24 protein-coding genes are annotated in these 19,196 nt (G+C 67.5%); 12 read left to right on the top strand and 12 right to left on the bottom strand.

Annotation, left to right across the window (positions count from 1 at the left end):
- Positions 1–5: 5 nt before the first annotated feature.
- Together Hhyl6_RS12205 and Hhyl6_RS12200 are read right to left on the bottom strand one after the other, a co-directional pair.
- Positions 6–2,537, bottom strand: a complete 2,532-nt coding sequence (locus Hhyl6_RS12205; RefSeq protein ID WP_483739709.1) for a type II/IV secretion system ATPase subunit — start codon at positions 2,535–2,537, stop codon at positions 6–8.
- A 516-nt stretch (positions 2,538–3,053) separates the two neighbouring features.
- Positions 3,054–3,677 carry an RAD55 family ATPase gene (locus Hhyl6_RS12200; protein WP_483739462.1) on the bottom strand — a complete coding sequence of 208 codons (624 nt, stop codon included), beginning with the start codon at positions 3,675–3,677 and terminating at the stop codon, positions 3,054–3,056.
- 430 nt (positions 3,678–4,107) lie between these two features.
- Here Hhyl6_RS12200 and Hhyl6_RS12195 point away from each other — a divergent pair, with 430 nt between their 5' ends.
- The 3 genes from Hhyl6_RS12195 (at position 4,108) to Hhyl6_RS12185 (ending at position 6,690) form a co-directional block, all read left to right on the top strand.
- Positions 4,108–4,530, top strand: a complete 423-nt coding sequence (locus Hhyl6_RS12195) for a type IV pilin domain-containing protein (RefSeq protein WP_483739461.1) — start codon at positions 4,108–4,110, stop codon at positions 4,528–4,530.
- Positions 4,531–4,664: 134 nt separating this feature from the next.
- Entirely contained in the window at positions 4,665–6,458 is a 1,794-nt protein-coding gene (locus Hhyl6_RS12190; protein WP_483739460.1) for a DUF7289 family protein, read from the top strand.
- A gap of 55 nt (positions 6,459–6,513) precedes the next feature.
- Positions 6,514–6,690 (top strand): hypothetical protein, encoded by a 177-nt coding sequence (locus tag Hhyl6_RS12185; RefSeq protein ID WP_483739459.1) that lies wholly within the window; start codon positions 6,514–6,516, stop codon positions 6,688–6,690.
- A gap of 41 nt (positions 6,691–6,731) precedes the next feature.
- On the opposite strand, the gene Hhyl6_RS12180 is transcribed toward Hhyl6_RS12185, so the two are convergent.
- On the bottom strand, positions 6,732–7,712 hold the full coding sequence (locus Hhyl6_RS12180) for a formyltetrahydrofolate deformylase (RefSeq protein ID WP_483739458.1): 981 nt from the start codon (positions 7,710–7,712) through the stop codon (positions 6,732–6,734).
- A gap of 126 nt (positions 7,713–7,838) precedes the next feature.
- Between Hhyl6_RS12180 and Hhyl6_RS12175 the strand changes: the two genes are divergently transcribed.
- Genes Hhyl6_RS12175 through purQ form a run of 4 tightly spaced genes read left to right on the top strand, consistent with a single transcriptional unit; the run spans position 7,839 to position 10,398 of the window.
- On the top strand, positions 7,839–8,720 hold the full coding sequence (locus Hhyl6_RS12175) for a GAF domain-containing protein (protein WP_483739457.1): 882 nt from the start codon (positions 7,839–7,841) through the stop codon (positions 8,718–8,720).
- A gap of 1 nt (position 8,721) precedes the next feature.
- A complete protein-coding gene (locus tag Hhyl6_RS12170; RefSeq protein WP_483739456.1) occupies positions 8,722–9,378 on the top strand; it encodes a DUF7504 family protein in 657 nt (218 codons plus the stop codon).
- Positions 9,379–9,416: 38 nt separating this feature from the next.
- Positions 9,417–9,671 carry a phosphoribosylformylglycinamidine synthase subunit PurS gene (purS, locus tag Hhyl6_RS12165; protein WP_483739455.1) on the top strand — a complete coding sequence of 85 codons (255 nt, stop codon included), beginning with the start codon at positions 9,417–9,419 and terminating at the stop codon, positions 9,669–9,671.
- A gap of 49 nt (positions 9,672–9,720) precedes the next feature.
- Positions 9,721–10,398, top strand: a complete 678-nt coding sequence (gene purQ / locus Hhyl6_RS12160; RefSeq protein WP_483739708.1) for a phosphoribosylformylglycinamidine synthase I — start codon at positions 9,721–9,723, stop codon at positions 10,396–10,398.
- Here purQ and Hhyl6_RS12155 read toward each other — a convergent pair.
- Positions 10,395–10,913, bottom strand: a complete 519-nt coding sequence (locus Hhyl6_RS12155; protein WP_483739454.1) for a hypothetical protein — start codon at positions 10,911–10,913, stop codon at positions 10,395–10,397. The two genes, purQ and Hhyl6_RS12155, sit on opposite strands and share 4 nt — an antisense overlap.
- A 238-nt stretch (positions 10,914–11,151) precedes the next feature.
- Between Hhyl6_RS12155 and Hhyl6_RS12150 the strand changes: the two genes are divergently transcribed.
- Positions 11,152–11,451: a DUF7967 family protein gene (locus Hhyl6_RS12150; protein ID WP_483739453.1), complete on the top strand. Its 300-nt coding sequence runs from the start codon at positions 11,152–11,154 to the stop codon at positions 11,449–11,451.
- A 25-nt stretch (positions 11,452–11,476) separates the two neighbouring features.
- Here the strand turns inward: Hhyl6_RS12150 and Hhyl6_RS12145 are convergent, their stop codons facing one another.
- From Hhyl6_RS12145 to Hhyl6_RS12130, 4 genes are read right to left on the bottom strand one after another with little or no spacing between them, the layout of a single operon-like run.
- Positions 11,477–11,839, bottom strand: coding sequence for a DUF8147 domain-containing protein (locus tag Hhyl6_RS12145; protein ID WP_483739707.1), 363 nt, complete (start codon positions 11,837–11,839; stop codon positions 11,477–11,479).
- Between the two features lie 43 nt (positions 11,840–11,882).
- Positions 11,883–12,959: an archaeosine biosynthesis radical SAM protein RaSEA gene (locus tag Hhyl6_RS12140; RefSeq protein ID WP_483739452.1), complete on the bottom strand. Its 1,077-nt coding sequence runs from the start codon at positions 12,957–12,959 to the stop codon at positions 11,883–11,885.
- 38 nt (positions 12,960–12,997) lie between these two features.
- Entirely contained in the window at positions 12,998–13,381 is a 384-nt protein-coding gene (locus tag Hhyl6_RS12135; protein WP_483739451.1) for a VanZ family protein, read from the bottom strand.
- Between the two features lie 40 nt (positions 13,382–13,421).
- A complete protein-coding gene (locus Hhyl6_RS12130; protein ID WP_483739450.1) occupies positions 13,422–14,354 on the bottom strand; it encodes a hypothetical protein in 933 nt (310 codons plus the stop codon).
- Positions 14,355–14,471: 117 nt separating this feature from the next.
- Between Hhyl6_RS12130 and Hhyl6_RS12125 the strand changes: the two genes are divergently transcribed.
- Positions 14,472–14,768: a DUF5789 family protein gene (locus tag Hhyl6_RS12125; protein WP_483739449.1), complete on the top strand. Its 297-nt coding sequence runs from the start codon at positions 14,472–14,474 to the stop codon at positions 14,766–14,768.
- A 27-nt stretch (positions 14,769–14,795) separates the two neighbouring features.
- On the opposite strand, the gene arcS is transcribed toward Hhyl6_RS12125, so the two are convergent.
- On the bottom strand, positions 14,796–16,583 hold the full coding sequence (arcS, locus tag Hhyl6_RS12120; protein ID WP_483739448.1) for an archaeosine synthase subunit alpha: 1,788 nt from the start codon (positions 16,581–16,583) through the stop codon (positions 14,796–14,798).
- A 90-nt stretch (positions 16,584–16,673) separates the two neighbouring features.
- On the opposite strand from arcS, the gene Hhyl6_RS12115 reads away from it, so the two are divergent.
- Positions 16,674–16,931, top strand: a complete 258-nt coding sequence (locus tag Hhyl6_RS12115) for a MoaD/ThiS family protein (RefSeq protein WP_483739447.1) — start codon at positions 16,674–16,676, stop codon at positions 16,929–16,931.
- Positions 16,932–16,957: 26 nt separating this feature from the next.
- Here the strand turns inward: Hhyl6_RS12115 and Hhyl6_RS12110 are convergent, their stop codons facing one another.
- Positions 16,958–17,137, bottom strand: a complete 180-nt coding sequence (locus Hhyl6_RS12110) for a hypothetical protein (RefSeq protein WP_483739446.1) — start codon at positions 17,135–17,137, stop codon at positions 16,958–16,960.
- 103 nt (positions 17,138–17,240) lie between these two features.
- Between Hhyl6_RS12110 and Hhyl6_RS12105 the strand changes: the two genes are divergently transcribed.
- Positions 17,241–17,498, top strand: a complete 258-nt coding sequence (locus Hhyl6_RS12105) for a hypothetical protein (protein WP_483739445.1) — start codon at positions 17,241–17,243, stop codon at positions 17,496–17,498.
- Between the two features lie 50 nt (positions 17,499–17,548).
- A complete protein-coding gene (locus Hhyl6_RS12100) occupies positions 17,549–18,037 on the top strand; it encodes an N-acetyltransferase family protein (protein WP_483739444.1) in 489 nt (162 codons plus the stop codon).
- On the opposite strand, the gene Hhyl6_RS12095 is transcribed toward Hhyl6_RS12100, so the two are convergent.
- Both Hhyl6_RS12095 and Hhyl6_RS12090 read right to left on the bottom strand, forming a co-directional pair.
- On the bottom strand, positions 18,034–18,648 hold the full coding sequence (locus Hhyl6_RS12095) for a class I SAM-dependent methyltransferase (protein WP_483739443.1): 615 nt from the start codon (positions 18,646–18,648) through the stop codon (positions 18,034–18,036). The genes Hhyl6_RS12100 and Hhyl6_RS12095 overlap by 4 nt on opposite strands.
- A 190-nt stretch (positions 18,649–18,838) precedes the next feature.
- Positions 18,839–19,108: a hypothetical protein gene (locus Hhyl6_RS12090; RefSeq protein ID WP_483739442.1), complete on the bottom strand. Its 270-nt coding sequence runs from the start codon at positions 19,106–19,108 to the stop codon at positions 18,839–18,841.
- Positions 19,109–19,196: the final 88 nt, after the last annotated feature.

Raw genomic sequence — 19,196 nt, 5'->3', positions numbered from 1 at the left:
GTGTCTCACTCCGTGTCGTCGTCGGTCTGGTCGTCGCCCTGTTCCACGACGTCGGGGTCGACGAGCGGGGCCGTCCCCATCCCGTCGGCCGCCAACCCGCTCCGTATTTCGGCGCCCTTCGCCCGCGCGTGCTCCGGGAGCGCATCCATCAGCGAGAACGCGTCGCGGTCGCGGTACCGCTCGAAGAGCGTCCCGTCGGCGGTGTCGAGAATCTCCTTCGCGGTCTCTCTGGTCTCCGGACCGGGGTCCGGTCGGGGGACGACCGCCTCCTTGTCCGGGTCGATGTCGATTTCGACGCTCTCCATCTCGCGGAGGTCCGAGAGGCTCTCGGCGAGTTCCTCCCGGGCCAGCAACGTGAGAATCGCGTCCGGGTCGTTGATGAACGCCTGTAGCGTCGCCGCGACCTCGGCGTAGTCGTTGAGGCCCTTCTCGACGAGATAGGCCAGCACGACTTTCCGCTTGAACAGTTCGTCATCGAGACGCTCGCGGTCCCAGCCCCTGTCGAACTGAATCTCCTGCAGCGTGTTCGAGCGCCCGAGTTTCAGGAACTCGTCGTCCTCGGCCTGCCACTCGAAGATGTCGCGGATGTTTATCTCGTCGTTCTCGGCGTCGTAGTGGTTGACCTCCGTGACGGTCTTGTTTCGCCGGACCTTCCGACCCTGCACGCGGGTCTGGGTCTGAATCGAGACGAGGTCCAGCCCGGTGAACATCGTCTTCGAGACGTTGATGGGGTCCGTCGTGAACCGCTTGAGCACCTCGCCGACGGAGTCCGCGTGGAACGTCGTCAGCGTCGTGTGCCCGGTGGACATTATCTGGAAGAGGGTCCGCCCCTCCTCGCCTCTGACCTCGCCCATCACGATGAACTCCGGGCGCTGTCGGAGTGCGGCTTCCAGCAGGTCGAACTCGTCGACGTCGCCCACGCCGTCCTCGCTGAACGACGGCCGGGTGACGCTGGCGACCCAGTTGCGCTGGGGGAGTTCGACCTCGCGGGTGTCCTCGATGGAGACGATTTTGGAGTTCGAGGGGATGAAAAGCGAGACGGCGTTCAGACTCGTGGTCTTCCCGGAGGCGGTGCCGCCGGCGAAGATGAGGCTCCGGTTGTTCTCGATGGCCAACCAGAGGAAGGCCATCTCGTCCAGCGAGAACGTGTTCCAGTTGATGAGGTCGATTGGAGTGAAGGGGACGTCCTTGAACTGCCGGATGGTGTAGTTCGTCCCGTGGTCGGACACCTCCCGGCCGAGGGTCAACTGCGCCCGCGACCCGTCGGGCAGCGTCGCGTCGACCTGCGGTTGCCGCTTCGAGATGCCCTTCCCCGACCGCTGGGCGAGTTTCACCACGAAGTCGTCGAGGTTGCCCTCGTCGTGAGCGACGTTCGTGATGACGTTCTCGTACTCCGTGTGGTAGACGAACACCGGGGAGTCGTAGCCGTCACAGGAGATGTCCTCGACGTTGATGTCGTGTTTGATGCCGTCGATGCGCTCGTACCCGAGGAAGTCCCGTTGGAGTTCGTACAGTAGCCGCTCGACCTGCGCTTCGGTCAGCGTCTCGGCGTCCTCCTCGATGACCGCCGGTTCCGGTCGCGCCGCGAGACCCTGTAGCTCCCGGCCGGAGCGCTCCTTGGTCTCGTCGATGCCGAACAGGTCCTTGAACTGGCCGACGACGCTGTCGTCCCTGACCCCCTCGCGGAGGTCGTACTGGTCGAGGAGACGGAGCGTCTCCGACTGGATGACCTCGGCCCGGTCCTCGTCGGTGCCGTCGATGAGGGCGTCCTCGTCGGAGTACTTGACCGCGGTCCGGAGGCGACCGGTCAGGTACTGCTTGACCCGCGCCTCGATGTCGTTCATGTACGGTTCGACGACGTAGTACTTCTTCTCGTTCTCCTTGATGGAGTGGAAGACGACGACGAACGCGTACGGTTCGTTCACCCAGTAGCGTTCCACTTCCACGAAGTGGCGCTTCTTCGCCATCGGCACCGCCTTCTCCAAGTCGTAGCGGTTGGCGAGCGTCGTCACCCCGTCCTGCGTCGAGAAGAACGCGTCTTCGTCGATGTCGGGGTTGACGTTGACCGTCCGCCGGTCGACGATTTCGTCGAGCGCCTTGGCGAAGTCGCTCTCTCTGACGAGGTGGTCCGTCAGGCCCTCCGGCGGGAAGCCGAGGAACGACTCCGGGTCGAACGGTTCGACGGTACCGTCCGCGTCCTCGGGCGGGTGCCCGTCGTCGTAGTAGTACTCCCACTTGAAGTGTTCCCACGTGTACTCGTCCTTCGTGACCGGCGTGTCGGCTATCCACTCGCCGTACCGCTCGTGGAGGCGGCGGGCGTTCGCTTTCGCGGTGCCGACGACGGCCGGGAACTCGTCCGGGTGGACGCCCAGATAGTCCGCCGGGTCGAACTCGGTCTCGGTCCAGTCCCACGTCCGGACGGGCGTCTCAGACTGGGAGTTGCGCTTGCGGACGGCCCCGAACAAGCCGCTGTCCCCGTCGGGGGACTCGGCCTCGACGGTCCGCCCCACGTCCGTCTCGTACCCCATCTCTGCCATCAGGTCGTCCCAGGTGTAGGACCCGACGGCGACTGGTCTGTCCCGCGTGTCGTCGTCCGCCGGCCCTGACGCGGACGTCACGGTCCGTCACCTCGCCGCTTCGAGTCCCCACCGTTGGAATGGTTACGTTCACTCATTGTGGTCCTGTACACACGGTCGGCGGCGGCCGCCAGTCACCGGGAAATCGGTGCCTGCCCGATGCGGCCGCCGGAACACGTGTGGCTGGCTATCACCACCCACCTGCACCATGTTGGTAATGTGTGGTTTACCTGAAATTAGAGAGGGTATTCCACGCGACTCACCGCGACCGGAGCGCCGCTCCGGACGGCTCGAAACGGAGTTAGAGCGCCGATACGCCAGTATTGGTCGTGAGAACGGGACGTGAGAGCGGAAGGCACCACATTATCTGCGGGCGAAACAGACGATGCAAGACGTATCAGATATATGATTTTCAGTCCACTCGGGAGCGAGGCCACGGTTCGGTAAGCAGCGTCTGTGAGACGGCGTGTCCGGGCCTCAGGCGATGTCCCGGCTGGTGTCTATCGCGACTTCCTGCGTCAGTTCGAGTTTCACCGTCTCGTCGAACGGCGCACCGCCCCGGAACTTCGGCACGATGAGGCGGTTCTCGATGCTCTCGCCGCGCACCTCCGTCGACAGTTCGAAGATGATGTCGGCGAGGTACTCGGTGACGTCCCGCTGGACGGGCACCTCTCGGCCGTCGAGGCCGTGCATGACCGCGAAGCTGTCTTTCTCCGCGAGTTCGTCGCGGACGTCGTTGAGGAAGTGGAGGAACTCCTGTGAGTTCTCCGTCTCGAGCATGTCGACGGTGTCGACGATGATGGTGGACTGGGCGGGACTGTCGCGGATGACCCGATAGGCCTCTTTCAGCGGCCGTTCCTTGACGGCGTACAGCTCCGTGGTGTCGAGCGCCCCGCCGGCGTTCTCCATCGCCGTCCGGACCGAACTCGTGGACCGCGCAGTGGTGAGGTACGCCGTCCGTCTCGGTGCCGTCAACTCGTAGAGGAACTGTTCTGACTGACTCGCTGGGTCGGCAGAGAGGAGCGCGAGGCTCCCCGGTGGGACCCCACCGCTCAGCTTTCGGTCCAACACGTCGATGCCCGTCCGGAGCACGTGGGTCATCGGACCACCCGCCGGTCTGTTCGCACTCGCACGTGCGGTCTAGCACCCGTTCGCTTCCGTGAACTGTACGCTCTCATCGATGTGTTCCCTTCAGACAGAACGTACGTTGTTACGGACACCCATACGGCCGACGCCGGCCGGGAAGAAGCCTGCTACCTCCCTGAACGGTCCTGAACAATCGCTGAACGGTAGCATCCCGTTTCGCCGGGTAAGATGTTACTTATCCAATAACAATGCCCCAGTGACGGATTGGGTGAGGTGCAGCGATGGTGGAGAGCAAGGGAGTCAGCGCAGTGGGGGAGTTCGGAGAGTTTCCGCTCGCCCGCGACGCCGCGGGCGTGCTGGTCAGTCGTCGACGGGAGCGGTGCGGGCGACGGACGACGTCGGATACGCTGACGAATCGCGCTCTGGAGCCATCCAGCACACAACCATGCAACTACGAAACCTCAAAGCACTAGTCAAAGACGACGACGCCGTCTCGCCGGTCATCGGCGTCGTGCTGATGGTCGCAATCACGGTCATCCTCGCAGCCGTCATCGCGTCGTTCGTCCTCGGGTTGGGCAGTTCGACGAGCGCGACGCCACAGGCGAGCTTCACGTTCGACTACGATACGAGCGCGAGCGAAGTGACGGTCACTCACGATGGTGGCGACACGCTCAAGAAAGCGAACCTGAAGATCACGGACAGCACTAGTGACGATCTTACGAAATCGGGGAGCGCGCCATCAGAAATAACGGCAGGCGTCGAGCTCGTCTCCAGTGGAACCTACGACTCGGGAGAGACCATCAAGGTCGTCTACCAGAGCCCGAACAGCGACAAGAGCGCGGTCTTGGCCACCTCGACGGCACCGTGACCACACACGCACAGCTATAGAACCACACTTTCACCCCGCCCCCCGCTCGGCGTCCGGATTCACGCCGACCGCGCGGGCGAGGCATACAGCGGAGAGACGGGGCGGACGACGAGACACGACAATACAGGGACACCATGAACGCAGACACGAACCGACTGACCGACGAGACGGCCCACCCGAACGGCGGGCGGCGGCGGACCGCGCGCGCCCAATCGGAGGTCATCGCGGTCGTCCTGTTGCTGGCCATCGTCGTTATGAGCGTGTCCGTCGTCGTCGCGAGCGGGTCGGCGGTCCTCACTGAGACCCGCGACAGGGCGGAGGTCAGCGCGGCGGAACACGCTCTCGCGGCGTTCGACAGCGACCTGAGCGCCGTCGCACTCGGGCAGTCCCGGTCGGCGACCACCGACATGGGCCTGCGGGCCAACGACGGCGAGATGCGCTACCACGACACCGGGTGGCTCCGCGTCGAAGTCGACAGCGAGGCGACCGGGAGCGAGGTCGTGGTGAACGAGTCGCTCGGCACGGTGCAGTACAGGCACGGCGACACGACGATTGCGTCGCAGGGCGGCGGCGTCTGGCGGAGCGACGGCGACGGGTCGGTGATGCTCTCCCGTCCGGAGTTCCACTACCGGGAGCGGACCCTGACGCTCCCCGTCGTCTCTGTGGACGGCGAGACGGGACTCACGGGTCGCGTCCAAAGTCGGCAGAACGGGACGGCGGCACGCCAGTACCCGAACCTGACTGCTGGGTTCTCGAACCCGCCCGACAGCGGGTCGGTGACGGTGGCGGTCCAGAGCGAGTACTACGAGGCGTGGGGCCGCTACTTCGAGGCGGAGACGGACGCCATCGTGAGCTACGACCACGCCGCCGAGCGCGCGTCGGTCACGTTCCTCGTCCTGCCGGACCGGAGCACCTTCGACGCGGGCATCATCGCCACGTCGAGCACCGGCGAACTGGCCGTCGCAGGCACCGGGGCCTACGTCAACAGCTACAACTCGTCGGTGGGGAACTACTCGCAGACGGAGTCGGCAAACGGGTTGATTCAGTCGGCCGGCGACGTCAAGGCATCGGGGAACTCGCTCGTTGACGGCGACGTCAAGTCGGGCGGCACGGTCAATCTGCAGGGGAGCACTCACATCAACGGGAGCGTCTACTGGACGCAGAGTCCCGGGCCGGACGGCACCGAACGGTCGAAAGTCGCCGGCGACGTCGACCGAATCGACGGCGTGCGCTCGGTCATGCCCATCGACACGTTCGTCGAGACCTACGCAGGAGACGTACGCGCGCGCAACGACAACGACGAGACGACGGCTATCACCGGCGAGGAACTTACGCTATCGGGGTCGTCCACGGAACTCGACGCGGGCCGCTACTACGTCCACAACGTCACGCTCGACAGCGAGTCACTGACGCTGAACACCACCGACGGCGACGTCACCCTCGTCGTCAGAGACTACGTGAAACTCGAGCAGGACGGCAACCTCAGCGTCGAGGGCGACGGCCGGGTCCGCGTCGTCGTCGCCGGCGAGAACGACACCGTCGTCTCCCCGACGGGCCTCGGGAGCAAGGCGGTCAACTTCCACGTCGGGAAAGGCGCCTCCGTCCACGTTCCCGACGAGGACTCCGGGCAGTTGCGCGTGTACGGGACCCGTGAGTTCAACGCGACCATCGCGGGGTCCAACAGCAGACGGGCCACCTTCGACGGCCTCGTCTACGCGCCCGCGGGGGCCACCGGGAGCGGATACGTCTACATCAAGCAGGGCGACCTCTACGGCCTCGCCGTGACCGGCAACCTGACCGTCGGTCAGTACGGGGCCGCACACTACGACTACGGGCTTCGAGGGGGGACCCGGATACGGTCCCCGTTTTCGACGCTACAGCAACTGCACGTGACGGTCCACCGCGTGCGGGTCAGTTCGGGGAGCTAAGGAGCGACCTACGCATGTCACGACACCATCGACGTTCGGCGCGGGGAGCAGAGCCATGACGTTCGTCGGGAGACTCATCGAGTACGTCCACGCCGACGAGACGGCGTGCGACCGATGCGGCGAGACGCCGACGGCCCACCACGAGTGCTGTCGCTGTGGGCGCTCGGTCGGCGGGTGCGAGGAGCCCTGTCCACACTGTGGCTCGTCGGACATCGCACGCTACGAGATTTGACGCGCTCGGGTTCTCGTGATTTTCGCGTCGGCCTCGCCCCGCTAGTCGTCCGCTTCGGCCCCCGGTTCCGAGTCGTCCCCGGCGACGAACTCGCCGAGGCCGTCGATGGGTCGGTCCGGGTTCTCCTCGTCGAGGGTCTCCGGTGCGCCCAACTGGACGTCCGTCTCCTCGGGGTCGCGCAGTTTCGTCCGACCGCGGTGGACCGTCACCTCGTCGTTGAGGTGGAGCTTGATGGCCTCGATGAGCGCCTCGGCCTCCAGCGGTTGGCCGAGTTCCTGCAGTTCCTCTTCCGTGGCGTCGTCGGGGACGTTGAACGCTCGCTGGGTGATGATGGGCCCTTGGTCCAAGTCCGTCGTCACGTAGTGGGCGGTGACGCCGGCGATGCGGACGCCCTCCTCGATGGCCTGCATGTACGCCGACGCGCCGGGGAAGGCGGGGAGCAGACTCGGATGGACGTTGATGATGCGGCTCTCGTAGCGGAAGACGACGTCCGGCGAGAGGATGCGCATGTACCGGGCCAGCGCGATGAGGTCGGCGTCGTACTCCGCCAGCAAGTCGAGCAGTGCCGCCTCGTCGGGCGTCCCCTTCTCGTCGCCGATGTTGTGGAAGGGCACGTCGTACTTCCGGGCCAGCGGTTCGAGGTCGTCGTGGTTGCCGATGACCACCTCGATGTCGGCGCCGAGGTCGCCGTTGGCCCACGACTCGAACAGGGCCTCCAGACAGTGCGATTCCTTGGTGACGAGGACGGCGATGGACTGGGTCTCGCGGTCGGCGGGGAACCGGACCTGCAGGTCGACACCCAACTCGTCGCCGAGTTCGGTGAGGTCCTCCCGGAGTTTCTCCTCGGTCGTCACCATGTCGGCGGTGTCGACGTGCATCGTCATCCGGAAGACGCCCTCGCGGACCGCTTGGTCGAGGTCCTCGATGTTGATACCGCGCTCGAACAGTAGGGAAGTGACTTCGGCGATGAGGCCCGTGTCGTCGTCGCCGACGACCGTAATCTCGGTGAGACCGTGCGTCACGCCCGCCACCTCCAGACTGTACCGTGATTCATTGCCCTCCAGTTCGGCAGGCGCGATGCAAAAGCCTTCGTTTTGTCTCGCTCGCCGGGCGTCATAGCTTAGTTGCTCCGGCCCAACCGCCGGAACGTGACGGCCGAGTTCCCGAGAGTCGTGTACGCCGACCCCGACGACAGCGAACGCACTGGGACCGTCCCGGTCCTCGAAGCCGCCGACCTCGACGTGGTCACGGCCGCGTCCGTCGCGGACGTCGAGACGGCCCTCGACGGGGGCGTCGATTGCGTCGTGACCGCGGCGTCGTTCCCCGACGGGAGCGGGTTCGACGTGGTCGAGACCGTGCGCGAGACGGCCCCAGACTGCGCCTGTGTGCTGTTCACCGCGGACCCGCCCTCTGACCTCCCGCACGGGGACCGCAAACAGGTAGTCGAGTACGTTCCGCGGTCGGTCCCGGGGGCCAGAGAACGCCTCGCGGACGTGGTCACGGCGGCCACCGCGGCGGTGACGCAGGCGGCCTACCCCGTCCCCGAGGACGAGTCCGCTCGACTGGCCGCCCTCCGCGAGTACGACGTCGAGTCGCTGTCGGCTATCGAGGCGTTCGACCGCCTGACTGCGCTGTTGACCACCCACTTCGACATCGACGTGGCCTTCGTCGGCCTCGTCGACGAACACGAGGAGCGGTTCGTCGCCTGCGAGGGCGCCAACTGGCGGACGCTGGGGCGCGAGGACAGCATCTGCACCCACACCATCCTCAGCGAGGAGGAGATGGTCGTCGAGGACACCCGCGACGACCCTCGCTTCGCGGAGGTGGACCGCCTCGACGAACTCGACATCCGGTCGTACGCCGGGGCGCGAATCACCGACGAGGCGGGCAACGCCCTGGGTGCGGTCTGCTGTGTCGACGGCGAGCCACGGTCGTACTCACGGGCGGAACTGGACGACCTCCGTCGGTTCGCCGACGAGGTCGAGGAGCAACTGCGACTCCGTCGGCGCCTCGGCGAGGAGGAGCCCTGAGATGGCCGTACCACACGAGGGCGGGTACGGGTTCGAGGGCATCCCGATAGAACCGGTCGAGTCGGGGACGAACCTCCTCGTGACCGGACCGACGCTCGGCGGCACCCGGGAGTTGCTCCTCCGACTCCTCCTCGGGGACGACGGCGTCGTCATCATCACGGCCGACACGAGCGCCCGCGAGACGCTGGCCGACTTCGAGCGACTCGGCGGGGGCGGGGTCGGCGACCGGGTCCGGGTCGTGGACTGCGCACAGGAGGACGACGACGACCTCGGCGAGTTCGTCTCGACGGTCGGGACGCCGGCCGACCTCACCGGCATCGGCATCGAGTACTCGACTCAGTACGAGCGAGTGTACGCCCGCGGCTACGACGCCGTGCGGACCGGCATCTACACGCTGACGCCGCTGCTCGTCTACACCGACGACGTGCGCCCGGTGTTCCGGTTCGTCAACACCGTCACCAGTCGAATCCGGACCGCGGACGGACTGGGCGTCTGTGCCATCGACCCAGAGGCCCACGACGAACGGGTGGTCGGCAGCATCGCGCAGTCGTTCGACGGCCGTATCTCGGTCCGTGACGGGGACGCCGGCGTTGAGGTCAAGGTCGAGGGACTGCCGGGCCAACCGCGGGAGTGGACGTCCGTGCCCGCGCTCCGATAACACAAGCGTTTTCTCCGCCCCCCGCCGGCCTCTCAGTAATGACCGCCTTCACCGCCACCGTCACCGTCCGGCTGAAGCGGGGCGTCCTAGACCCCGAGGCCGAGACCACCCAGCGGCAACTCGAACGCCTCGGGTTCGACCTCTCGGACCTCCGTTCGGCCGACCGCTTCGAAATCGACCTCGACGCCGAGAGTAGCGAGGACGCCGCCGAACGCGCCGAGGAGATGGCCGAGCGCCTCCTCGCGAACCCGACCATCCACGACTACGACGTGGAGGTCGCCGAACGGGAATGATAGCCGTCACACTGACGCCGATGCTCGGTTCCCACACGGGGTGGTCACTGTGACCATCGCCGTCATCCAGTTCGGCGGGTCGAACTGCGACCGGGACTCCGTGCAGGCCCTCGAAACGCTGGGCTTCGAGGCCGACCTCGTCTGGCACGAGGACGGCCTGCCCGAGGACGTCGACGGCATCATGCTCCCCGGCGGGTTCTCGTACGGCGACTACCTCCGGGCCGGCGCGATGGCCGCTCGCTCGCCCATCATGGAGGAGGTCCGAGAGGCCGCCGCCGACGGGACGCCGGTCCTCGGCGTCTGCAACGGTGCCCAAATCGGCTGTGAGTCCTCGCTCACCCCCGGCGTGTTCACCACCAACGAGAGCGCGCGCTTCCAGTGTGAACACGTCCACCTCCGCGTGGAGAACGCCGACACGCCGTGGACCCGCCACTACGAGGAAGGCGACGTCGTCGAACTCCCCATCGCCCACGGCGAGGGCCGCTACGAGATTGCGGACGAGCGACTCGACGAACTCGAAGCCGACGACCGCATCCTCTTCAAGTACTGCGACGCCGAGGGCAACGTCACGCCCGAGGCCAACCCTAACGGCTCGAAACACGCTGTCGCGGGCGTCACCGGCGAGGACGACCACGTCGCCGTGATGATGCCCCACCCCGAGCGCGCGGCGCTCGAAGACTTGGGCCGCATCGACGGCCGCCCCGTTCTCGAAGGGTTCGCGGACTAACACCCCATCTGCGTTCCGACGCGGGTCAGGAGCGTCTGGCCGTTCGCCTCGACGGCGACGCCGTACGTCTGGTCGTTGCAGTCGAACTGGTCGCGCTCGATTTCGTAGACGCTCGTCTCGCCGACAGCCGACACCGCGAGCGTGTAGTCTGTCGGACGGTTGAAGACGACGGCGACAGTCCCGCTTTCGGAGAGCGACGCCCGGCGCTCGTACAGCGTCGCGTTCGTCCGCTCGTGCGTGACGGCCAGCGAAATCGGCCGGTTGGGACCGTTGTTCAACAGGCGAAACGCGATGGGTCGCGGTCGACCGTCGCGTTCGTCGCCGACGTGGACCACCGTCCGGGGCGACGACTCGTTCCGGTAGCGGAACGGGTCCAGCACCGTCGCGCCGTCCGTGTCGTTCGTCACGCGCACGTCCGGCGGTGGCTGGAAGGGGCCGACGCCGGCCGTCGCGACGACTGCGACGGCGAGCGCGGCGGCACAGCAGCAGAGGGCGACTGCGTGGATGCGGCGCATATCGGCGGCGTCGCCTTCGTCCGGTATCTGTCTTCTGTCAGCCGTCGCTCTGGGAGCGTGAAAGGGGATAGGAATGGGACGGGGCCAGTGGAGCGTGTGACATGTTCCGCGGCCCCTACGAATCAGTATAGCCCCCGGGTGTAAAAACGCCACCCTACCGGAGTGAAAGTGAAAGTGGTCCTCTCGGGGACTGAGAACAGTCACCACACTCTTCCGCTGTCGACGCCTACTCGACACCATGAGCACAGACGACGCGACGCTCGCCGACGACGCCGTCCGGGTCTGGCTGGTCGAACGGACCTACTCCGACGACGAACAGAACCTCATCATCCTCACCTACGCGACGCCGGACGGACGGCGGGACTTCCGGAAGGAGCGGGCGCTGACCTCCTACACCGGCGACCGACGGGAGACGCCGGTGTCGATGGCCGTCAACCCGGACAACCTCGGACGCGTCGACGACGCGGAGACGCGCGAGCGATACGCTGGGGAAGTCGAGCGGATGCGGGAGAAACACGACCCCGACGAGGCGCTGTGAGGAGCATCTCGTCCGGTTTTGCCGTCTAGCGCGCGGTCTCGCCGCCTCTGGCCCGGAGCGTAGCGTACACCGCGACAGTGGCGACGACGCCGAACCCGACGGCCACCGGAACGGTGAACAGTCCGCGACCGACGTTCACGTACGAGAGGCCCAGTACCAGAAACACGGCTGGACCGAACGTGGCGTACGCGAACACCTGTCGACGGCGCTCCGGCGGTAGGTCCGAGAGGTTGAGCGCGACGGCCATGAGCGCCCCGATGCCGGCGAGGAGTCCGAGCGGGACCGCGACGAGCGCGGAGAACTCGAAGGCGAGCAGTTCGACGACCGGCACGGTGACGAGGAGGAACGTCGTGGCGGCGCCGCCGACGGCCGCGAGGCCGCGAAGCAGGCGCGAGTCGGTCGGGGCCGTCGGCGGCGGATATGCGAGACTGCTACCGCGTCAGCGGCATCGAGTAGCTCTTCTCGCGGGTCAGGACGGCCTCGTACGTCGCCTCGCACTCGCAGTCGACCTGCTCGAAGACGCTGGGGTCCTGTCGCAGGTCGAAGTCCTTGATGGCTCGCTGGACCCGGTCGTCACACTCCCCGCAGTTGTGCGGGCCGCGGTCGCTCCCGTGGCCGACGGGGTCGGAGACGACGATGACGTCCTCGTCCGCGGTCGATTCCAGTACCTCGGCGACCGACCAGAGCCACGGCGGGCGGTAGCCCCCGTCGTGGTACAGTTCCTCGACCATCGTGTACCGCTGGACGTTACACGGGTTCATCGAGACGGTGTGACAGCCCTCGACGGCGGCACACCGCCGCACCGAGGATTTCATGTCCTCGACGGCCTCGGACTCCGAGAGGAACACCGGCTTCATCAGTAGATAGGCCTTGACGCCGGCCCCTGCGTCCCGTGCCGCGGCGCAGGCCTCTTCGAAGTCCGCGAAGTCGAAGTACTTGTTCACGCAGTCGTGGCGCACGCGGTCGGTCGCGGTTTCGAGACCGACGGCAACGTCCGTCTCCAGTCCGGCGTCGACGAAGTCCGACACTCGGTCCTCCTCGACGAAGTCCGGCAGGGACTCGACGACGATGCGCTCGCGGTCCGCGAACGTCTCGGCGATGGCCTGTCGCGTCTCGGCGGGGACTTCGCGCTCGTCGAGGAAGCTCCCGGAGGTGTAAATCTTGATGAGGCCGCTCTTCTCGTCGGCTTCCTCGGCCTCGTGGTCCAGACAGTGCCGAATCTGGGCCATCAGGTCCTCGTGGGCGACGCTGCCGCCCTCGACGGACTCGGCGACGTAACCGCACATCGTACACCCGCCCGCGCGGGCCCACCGACAGCCGCCGGTGTTCAGGATGATGGTCAGGCTCTGGTAGACGCCGGACGGCGTGTTGTCCTCGTCCAACCAGACGCGGGTGGGCTCCCGGGGGTCGTAGGTCGAGTCGTTGCGCGACCGGATGTCGCGCATCACCGAGTTGTGGGCGTCCATGCCCTTGCCCTGCTCGTAGACGTCGGGACTGGGCTTACTCATTACGCCGGCGTAGCCGACGGGCGCGTAAAGCCGCTTCGTTAGGTCTCGCGGGCGAGTCGGTCGCGGGCCGCAAGCCACGCGACGCCGGCCGCCGCCGCGCCGACGGCGTTGGCGACGAAGTCCGCACCGCTCGTGTCGCGGGTGGCGACCAGCCCCTGCAGTACCTCGATGCCGGCGCCGTAGCCGACCGCGACCGTCGCGAGGAGGGCGACGACGGCGGCCGCCCGGGTTCGCTCTCCCCAGGCGAGCAGCGCCGTGAGGGCCCCGTAGCTCCCGGCGTGAACCCACTTGTCCAGCGAGACGCCGAGCAGCGCCGGCACCGCCTCGGCGCCGCTCTCTGGCACCGGAACGAGCGAGGTGACCAGCAAGAGGGCGGCGAACGCGATGGCGGGCACGTACCGCCGGAACCGCACCGGGTCCATACCCGTCCTTGGTCGCGTCGGGCGATAAGTCACGCGATACTCAGAACACGCCGAGGACGGCCGCAAGCGCTCGCGTACCCACGACGACGCCGACGACGCCGGCGACGCCGTACATCGCCGCACGGTTCCGGTACCGGGTCGCCGCCGTCGACAGCGACCCCACGGCGACGTGGACGTCCTCGTCGAGGACGACGCCCTCCGCCGTCGCCCGCGCCGTGCCCGCGACGGCGACGTGGTCCCCCGGCGCGACGACCGACTCCTCGTAGCGTCGCGGCTTGTCCCGGTGGTCGCGTTCGACCTTCGGCGCGGGATTCGGGAAGTCGGCGGGTGGGCCCTCGTCGGCGGCGAGCGCCAGCGTTCGCGTGGCGCCGAGGTCCACCGTCGCGTCGTCGGGGTCGACCCACACCGGGCCGCTCCCGTCGTCGACGGCGAATCGGGCGCCGCCGACGCCGCCGTCGCGGACGACCCACTGCTCGCGCTGGCCGATGTCGCCCACGCCGTGTGGGTCCAGTACCTCGACGGCCCACGACCAACAGCAGGCGTCTCGACCCGTGACCGGCCCCCCGTCCGTGGCGTCGTCCGTGACCGCGCCCGTGCAGGCGACCGGACCGGCGGACAGCGACCCCGTCGGCACGTCGTCGTCCGGGTGGAGCCGGCGCCACCGCCGGGCGAACGTCCGGCTGCTGGCGAGGCCCACCAGTCCGAGGACGAGTGGGAGGGACGACCCGATGACGAGCATCCCGACCCCCCGGACGTCCGTCTCGTGGTCGAAGAACGTCACGTCGCCGAGGAACCCCATCGCGACGACGACGGCGAGCGTGACGACGGTAACCGACGCGCCGTCACGGGGCGTGAGTCCGGCTGGGAGCGCGTGTCTCGGCATCGCGGCCGCCTCGTAGTAGACGTACGCGCCGGCGAAACAGACGACCGTCCCGGCGACGACCAGTAGATACAGCGTCAGTGCGCCAGCCATCCGATTCCGGTAGTCGGCGGCGTGACAAAAAGGTACGGTGGCCCGCCGTGACCGCGTTTCGGACCCGTCCCTAATTCATAATCTTTTTTGATTAGGGATTCGAGTCGTGTGCTACCGATGCGCTACTCCGAAACACTGCAGTTGTTCGAGCAAGCGTTCACGTTCCCCGCCGACCGTGACACCGTCGTCCAGCAGTTGGGCGACGTGGAGTTGACGACCCCAGCCGGTGACGCCGTCACCGTCGGGACCACCTTGGAACGCACCACCGAAGCCACGTACGAATCGCCAGAGGAACTCTACACCACGCTGCTGGGGAACCTCGAAGACGGGTTCGTCGGACGGAAATACTACGACGACAGAGCGGGGACCCAGACCGGCGTGGAAGACGTCAGAAGTGAGAACGTGTCGTTCTAAGCCGAGCGCGTATCTCGAGCGGTCGGTCTACCGTTCCTCGACGTGGCGCATCTGGACCGCGATGCCGCGCGTCGAGGACTGCATCTCGGACCCGTGCATCTCCGCGCGACCCACGCCGAAGGCGGCGTCGCCCTGTACCACGACTTCGTCGCCGACGCGGATGTCGTCGCTGGCGTCGACGATGCCCGGCGCGAGGACCGACCCGTGGGGGACGAACGGTTCGATTTCGACCGTCTTGGTCGGCACGTCGCTCTCGACCCAGCGGCGAGCGCCGGCCAGCGTCAGCGAGAGGACGCCGTACTGCTGGGCCAGCGTCGCCAGTTGCTCGCCCTCGGTGTCCTCGGCCCGCAGTTGCGGGTACCGGCCCGCCGTCTGGATGTCGGCGAACAGGTCGTCGCCCGCGCCCGCCCCGAACTGGTAGTCGGCGACGGCCCGGATGGTGTTGGCCTCGCGGGTGGACTTCCGGTAGGTGTCCCACCCCTCCAACTCGGCGGCGAGGTTGCCCAGCGAGTCGGCCGTCGTCGGGTGGTCCGTGACGGTGTAGGTGAAGTCCAGTCCGAGCGAGTCCTCGACGCGTTCGCAGATGTCGCGATATCCCTCGCCGGGGACGTGGGCGACGATGTCGGGGTAGTCGGCGTCGGCGAGGTAGCGTTCGAGCACCTGCGAGACGAACTCTATCTCGTTTGCGGTCCAGCGCCCCGTCACCACGGAGTCGTAGTGCTGGGCGGGGTATGTGAGTTCGAGTTCCTGCGGGACGACGCCGATGGGCGACGTCATCGACACCATGTGGGCGCGCCAGTGGACGGCGTCGTGGTACTGCTTGTGGCTCTGGGAGTCGCTGTAGGGCTTGCGGGCGGAACAGGGGACGACGACCAGCGGCCGGTCGTCGAACCGCGGGACGTAGCGGTCGGTGACCCGTTCGGCGAACCGCTGAATTTCGACGCGACGGATGGAGTCCTCGCTGGCCGCCGATAGCTGTGCGCGCCGGATGAGCGGCGTCCGTTCCTCGACGTAGCCGTACTGCTGGTCGAGTCGGCGGAACGTCGCGGTCAGCCAGTTGTCCTGTCGGGCCTGTCCCTCGACGTAGTCGCGGAGTCGGCCGTCGCGGATGCGCCGGCGGACCCGCCGGAGTTCCGCCGCGAGGGCGTTGACGTTGTGTTCGACGCAGTCCTCGCGCGTGAACGCCTCTCGCGGCGTCTGGCAGGCCGGACACGAGCAGGGGAGTTCGTCCAAGTCTTCGAGGAAGTACGCCTCGTCCGTCGTCAGGTAGCGGCCCTCGGTGCCGCGAATCACGGCTCGGTGCGGGTCGACCACGTCGACGCCCGAATAGACGAGCGTCGCGACGTTCCGGGGGGTGGCGACGCCCGGCAGATAGAGGGCGGTGTCGGCGGGGATGGCCTCACGCGTCGCCGTCACCGCGTCGACGAAGGCGGCGGCGTGGCCGACGTAGCCCGGCGCGCCCGCGAGGACGTAGACGTCGCTCCCGAAGTCAGCGGCGGTGTCCGGCGAGACGACGGCCCCGCTCGGGAACTCCGCGTCGGGATAGTCGGGCGCGAACGCGTCGGCGACTTCGTCGGGCGTACCCGCGGGCAGGCCGCGATGGGGGAGTACCGTCACCTGCGAGTCGTCGCCCTCCGACGGTTCCTGTGCCGTGGGCCAGCGACTGCCGGCGTCGTGGAGGACCCGACGGACGTCGCCGGGCGTGTCGGCGTCCACGTCGTCGACCAGCGCCGGGGTCGTCACGGACTCGGCGAGGCGCAACTCGCCCAGTCGCGCGGCACCGTCGCGCTCGTGGACTTCGAAGTAGTCGGTCATGCCCACGTCTCGGCTACGGGCGTTCAACTATCTTGCTCTTCGAGGGTCGAGGCGAGCAACGGTAATCCGCGAGGCGGCCGAAGCACCGCCATGGAGGTCACAGTGTACGGCCAACTCCGCGGTGCCACCGGCGAGAAGACGGTGACCGTCGACTTCGACGGCGGGACGGTCCGGGAGGCGCTGTCGGCGTTCGTCGCCGCCTACCCCCGTGCCGAACGTCATCTCTTCGACGGCGACGCGCTCGAGCCGAGCGTCCGCCTGTCGCTCGACGGGACCTCGGTCGACCCCGAGGACGACTGTCCGGCCGACGCCGAACTCGGCGTCCATCCGGCGATGCAGGGCGGGTGAGCGCGACGTAGAGTGCACGCCCCGGCCTACGCTATCCGCTCGCCGCCGTCGGTGACTTCGTCGAGCGGGCGGAGACGGTACTCGCCAGAGTCGGTGTGCTGTTCGAGGACGACCCGTTCGGTGTGTGGCGGCGCCGTCACCGTCGGCGTGGTGATTATCTCGCGCTCGACGATGGCACAGAACCGCCAGTACCCGTCGTCGGACATACCTACTCGAATATCGTCCCGCACCCGACAAAAGCGTGCGGTGTGGGCGTGTGACACGAACGGGAGCCGTGGGGTTTTGCCTCTCGGACGGTAACCGCTCGGTATGGTCGGGTCCCGAACCGCGACGGCCGTCGTCGGCCTCGTCGTGAGCCTCCTCGTCACCGTGGCCCTGTGGTGGTACACCGACAGTCTGTTCGTCTTCCTGTTCCTGCCGTTCGTCCCGTTCCTGTTCCGGGGGCTACGCGACGACGAACCGACCGTCGTCCAGGAGTGCCCGCACTGCGGGTTCCAGGCGACGGTCGAGTCGTACGATTACTGCCCGCGGGACGGGACGCGGTTGGAATCGTCGGCCGAACGGTAGCGCCACGTCCTGACAAGCGTTTATTGCGTGTGGCTTGATAGGTTGCGCGTATGCCGGGAGTTCGAAAGGGGACGTGCGAGGACGTGCCGGCGGTCCAGTGCGTCGCTCGCCGGGCGTGGCACGCCGCCCACGACGACATCGTCGGCCCGGACGCGGTCGACGCGTTCCTCCAGCGGTACTACACGCCGTCGCGACTGGACGACGCCGTCACGGACGCCGACCGGGTGTTTCGCGTCGCGACGAGCGACGGGGACGTCGTCGGGTTCGCCGAGGCCGGGCCGGCGGAGGCGGACCAGACGTGGTCCCTCTCGCGAATCTACGTCCACCCGGACCACTGGGGCGAGGGGACCGGGAGCGCGTTACTCGACGACGTCGAAACCAGCGTCCGGGAGCGTGGGGGGCGACGCCTGCGGTTAGTCGTCATGGCCGACAACGACGACGCCGTCGGGTTCTACGAGTCGCAAGGGTTCCTCCGCGTCGCAGACCACTACGACGAATTTCTCGACGTGGACGGCTACGTCTACGCGAAGTCGCTCTAGGCAGGTCGCTCGGCGACGAGGACGCCGACCTGCTCCGAGACCATCTCGACGGCCGTGATGGCGTAGCCAGCGTCGGTGAACGCGTCCGCGAGGACGCCGACCGTCGCCGGGTCGTCCACCTCGGGGCTGTAGAAGGGGTCGTCGGGGTTCGGTTCGCCGAAGAACATCACGTCGCCGAGGACGATACGTCGCGGCCCCAGTTCGGCGAGGACGTCGATGGACTCGCGTTTCTCGTCGTCGCCGAGGTGGTGCATCGCGAAGTTCGAGGTGACGACGTCCACTTCGACGTCCTCGGGCACTCCCGGGTCGCGGAAGCGGCCCTCGCCGAACGAGACGTTCTCGACGCCGTTCTCGGCGGCCTTCGCGTGGGCCTGTTCGAGCATCCCCTCGCTGATGTCTCGGCCGACGACCTCGCCGGCGGCGTCCGCGACGCCGAATGCGATGGCACCCGTCCCGGTGCCCAAATCCAGCACCACGTCGTCGGGTCCGGGGTCTGCGTGGGCCACGACGAGGTCTGCACAGGCCCGGTATTCCGGGGAGTCCTGACTCTCGTCGTAGTCGGCGGCGTGGTCCGAGAAACGGTCGGCGTGTTCGTCGAGGGACTTCTTCATACCCGCCGCTACGGGTGGCGGCGTGAAAGGCGCCGCGGACTCGGCCGGTGCCGTGAGAGGGGTGTGCGGGTAGCGGGTTGAGGTCGAGCGGGGACCGGAAAGCGAGAGGGGAGAGGGCTCGCGGAGTGCGGTCACGCGCCGGTCGCTACGAGACGAGGGCGCGTGTGGGAGCGTCAGCGGTTACAGGACGTTACTTACCGGAAGCGCCGGCCGCGCCCTCGCTGGCCGCGGTGCCGTTGGCCGCTGCGTCGGCGCCCTCACCGCCGCCCGGCGTCAGACCACTGATGGTCTCACCGATACCCTCCTTGGCCTCGCCGGCCGAGGACCCGACTTCGCCGAGGATGTCGCCGACGAAGTCCGGCACCTGCGCGGGCAGGTCTGTGGGCGGGCCGGCCTGCATGGCCATCTGAACCGCGTCGTTTGCGAACGTTGCCATCGTGAGCGGGTCTGCTTCGAACATCGCATCTCGGCCTTCCGGAGAGAGGGATAAAGTGGGGGATGGCCGTGAACCCGATTTCCGGTCGGTTTCGGGCCGGTTTCAGGACGGT

Source organism: Haloarcula sp. H-hyl6, from assembly GCF_056934455.1.
Note: the sequence above shows the minus strand (reverse complement) of the source record. Positions and strands in the feature narration are given on the sequence as shown.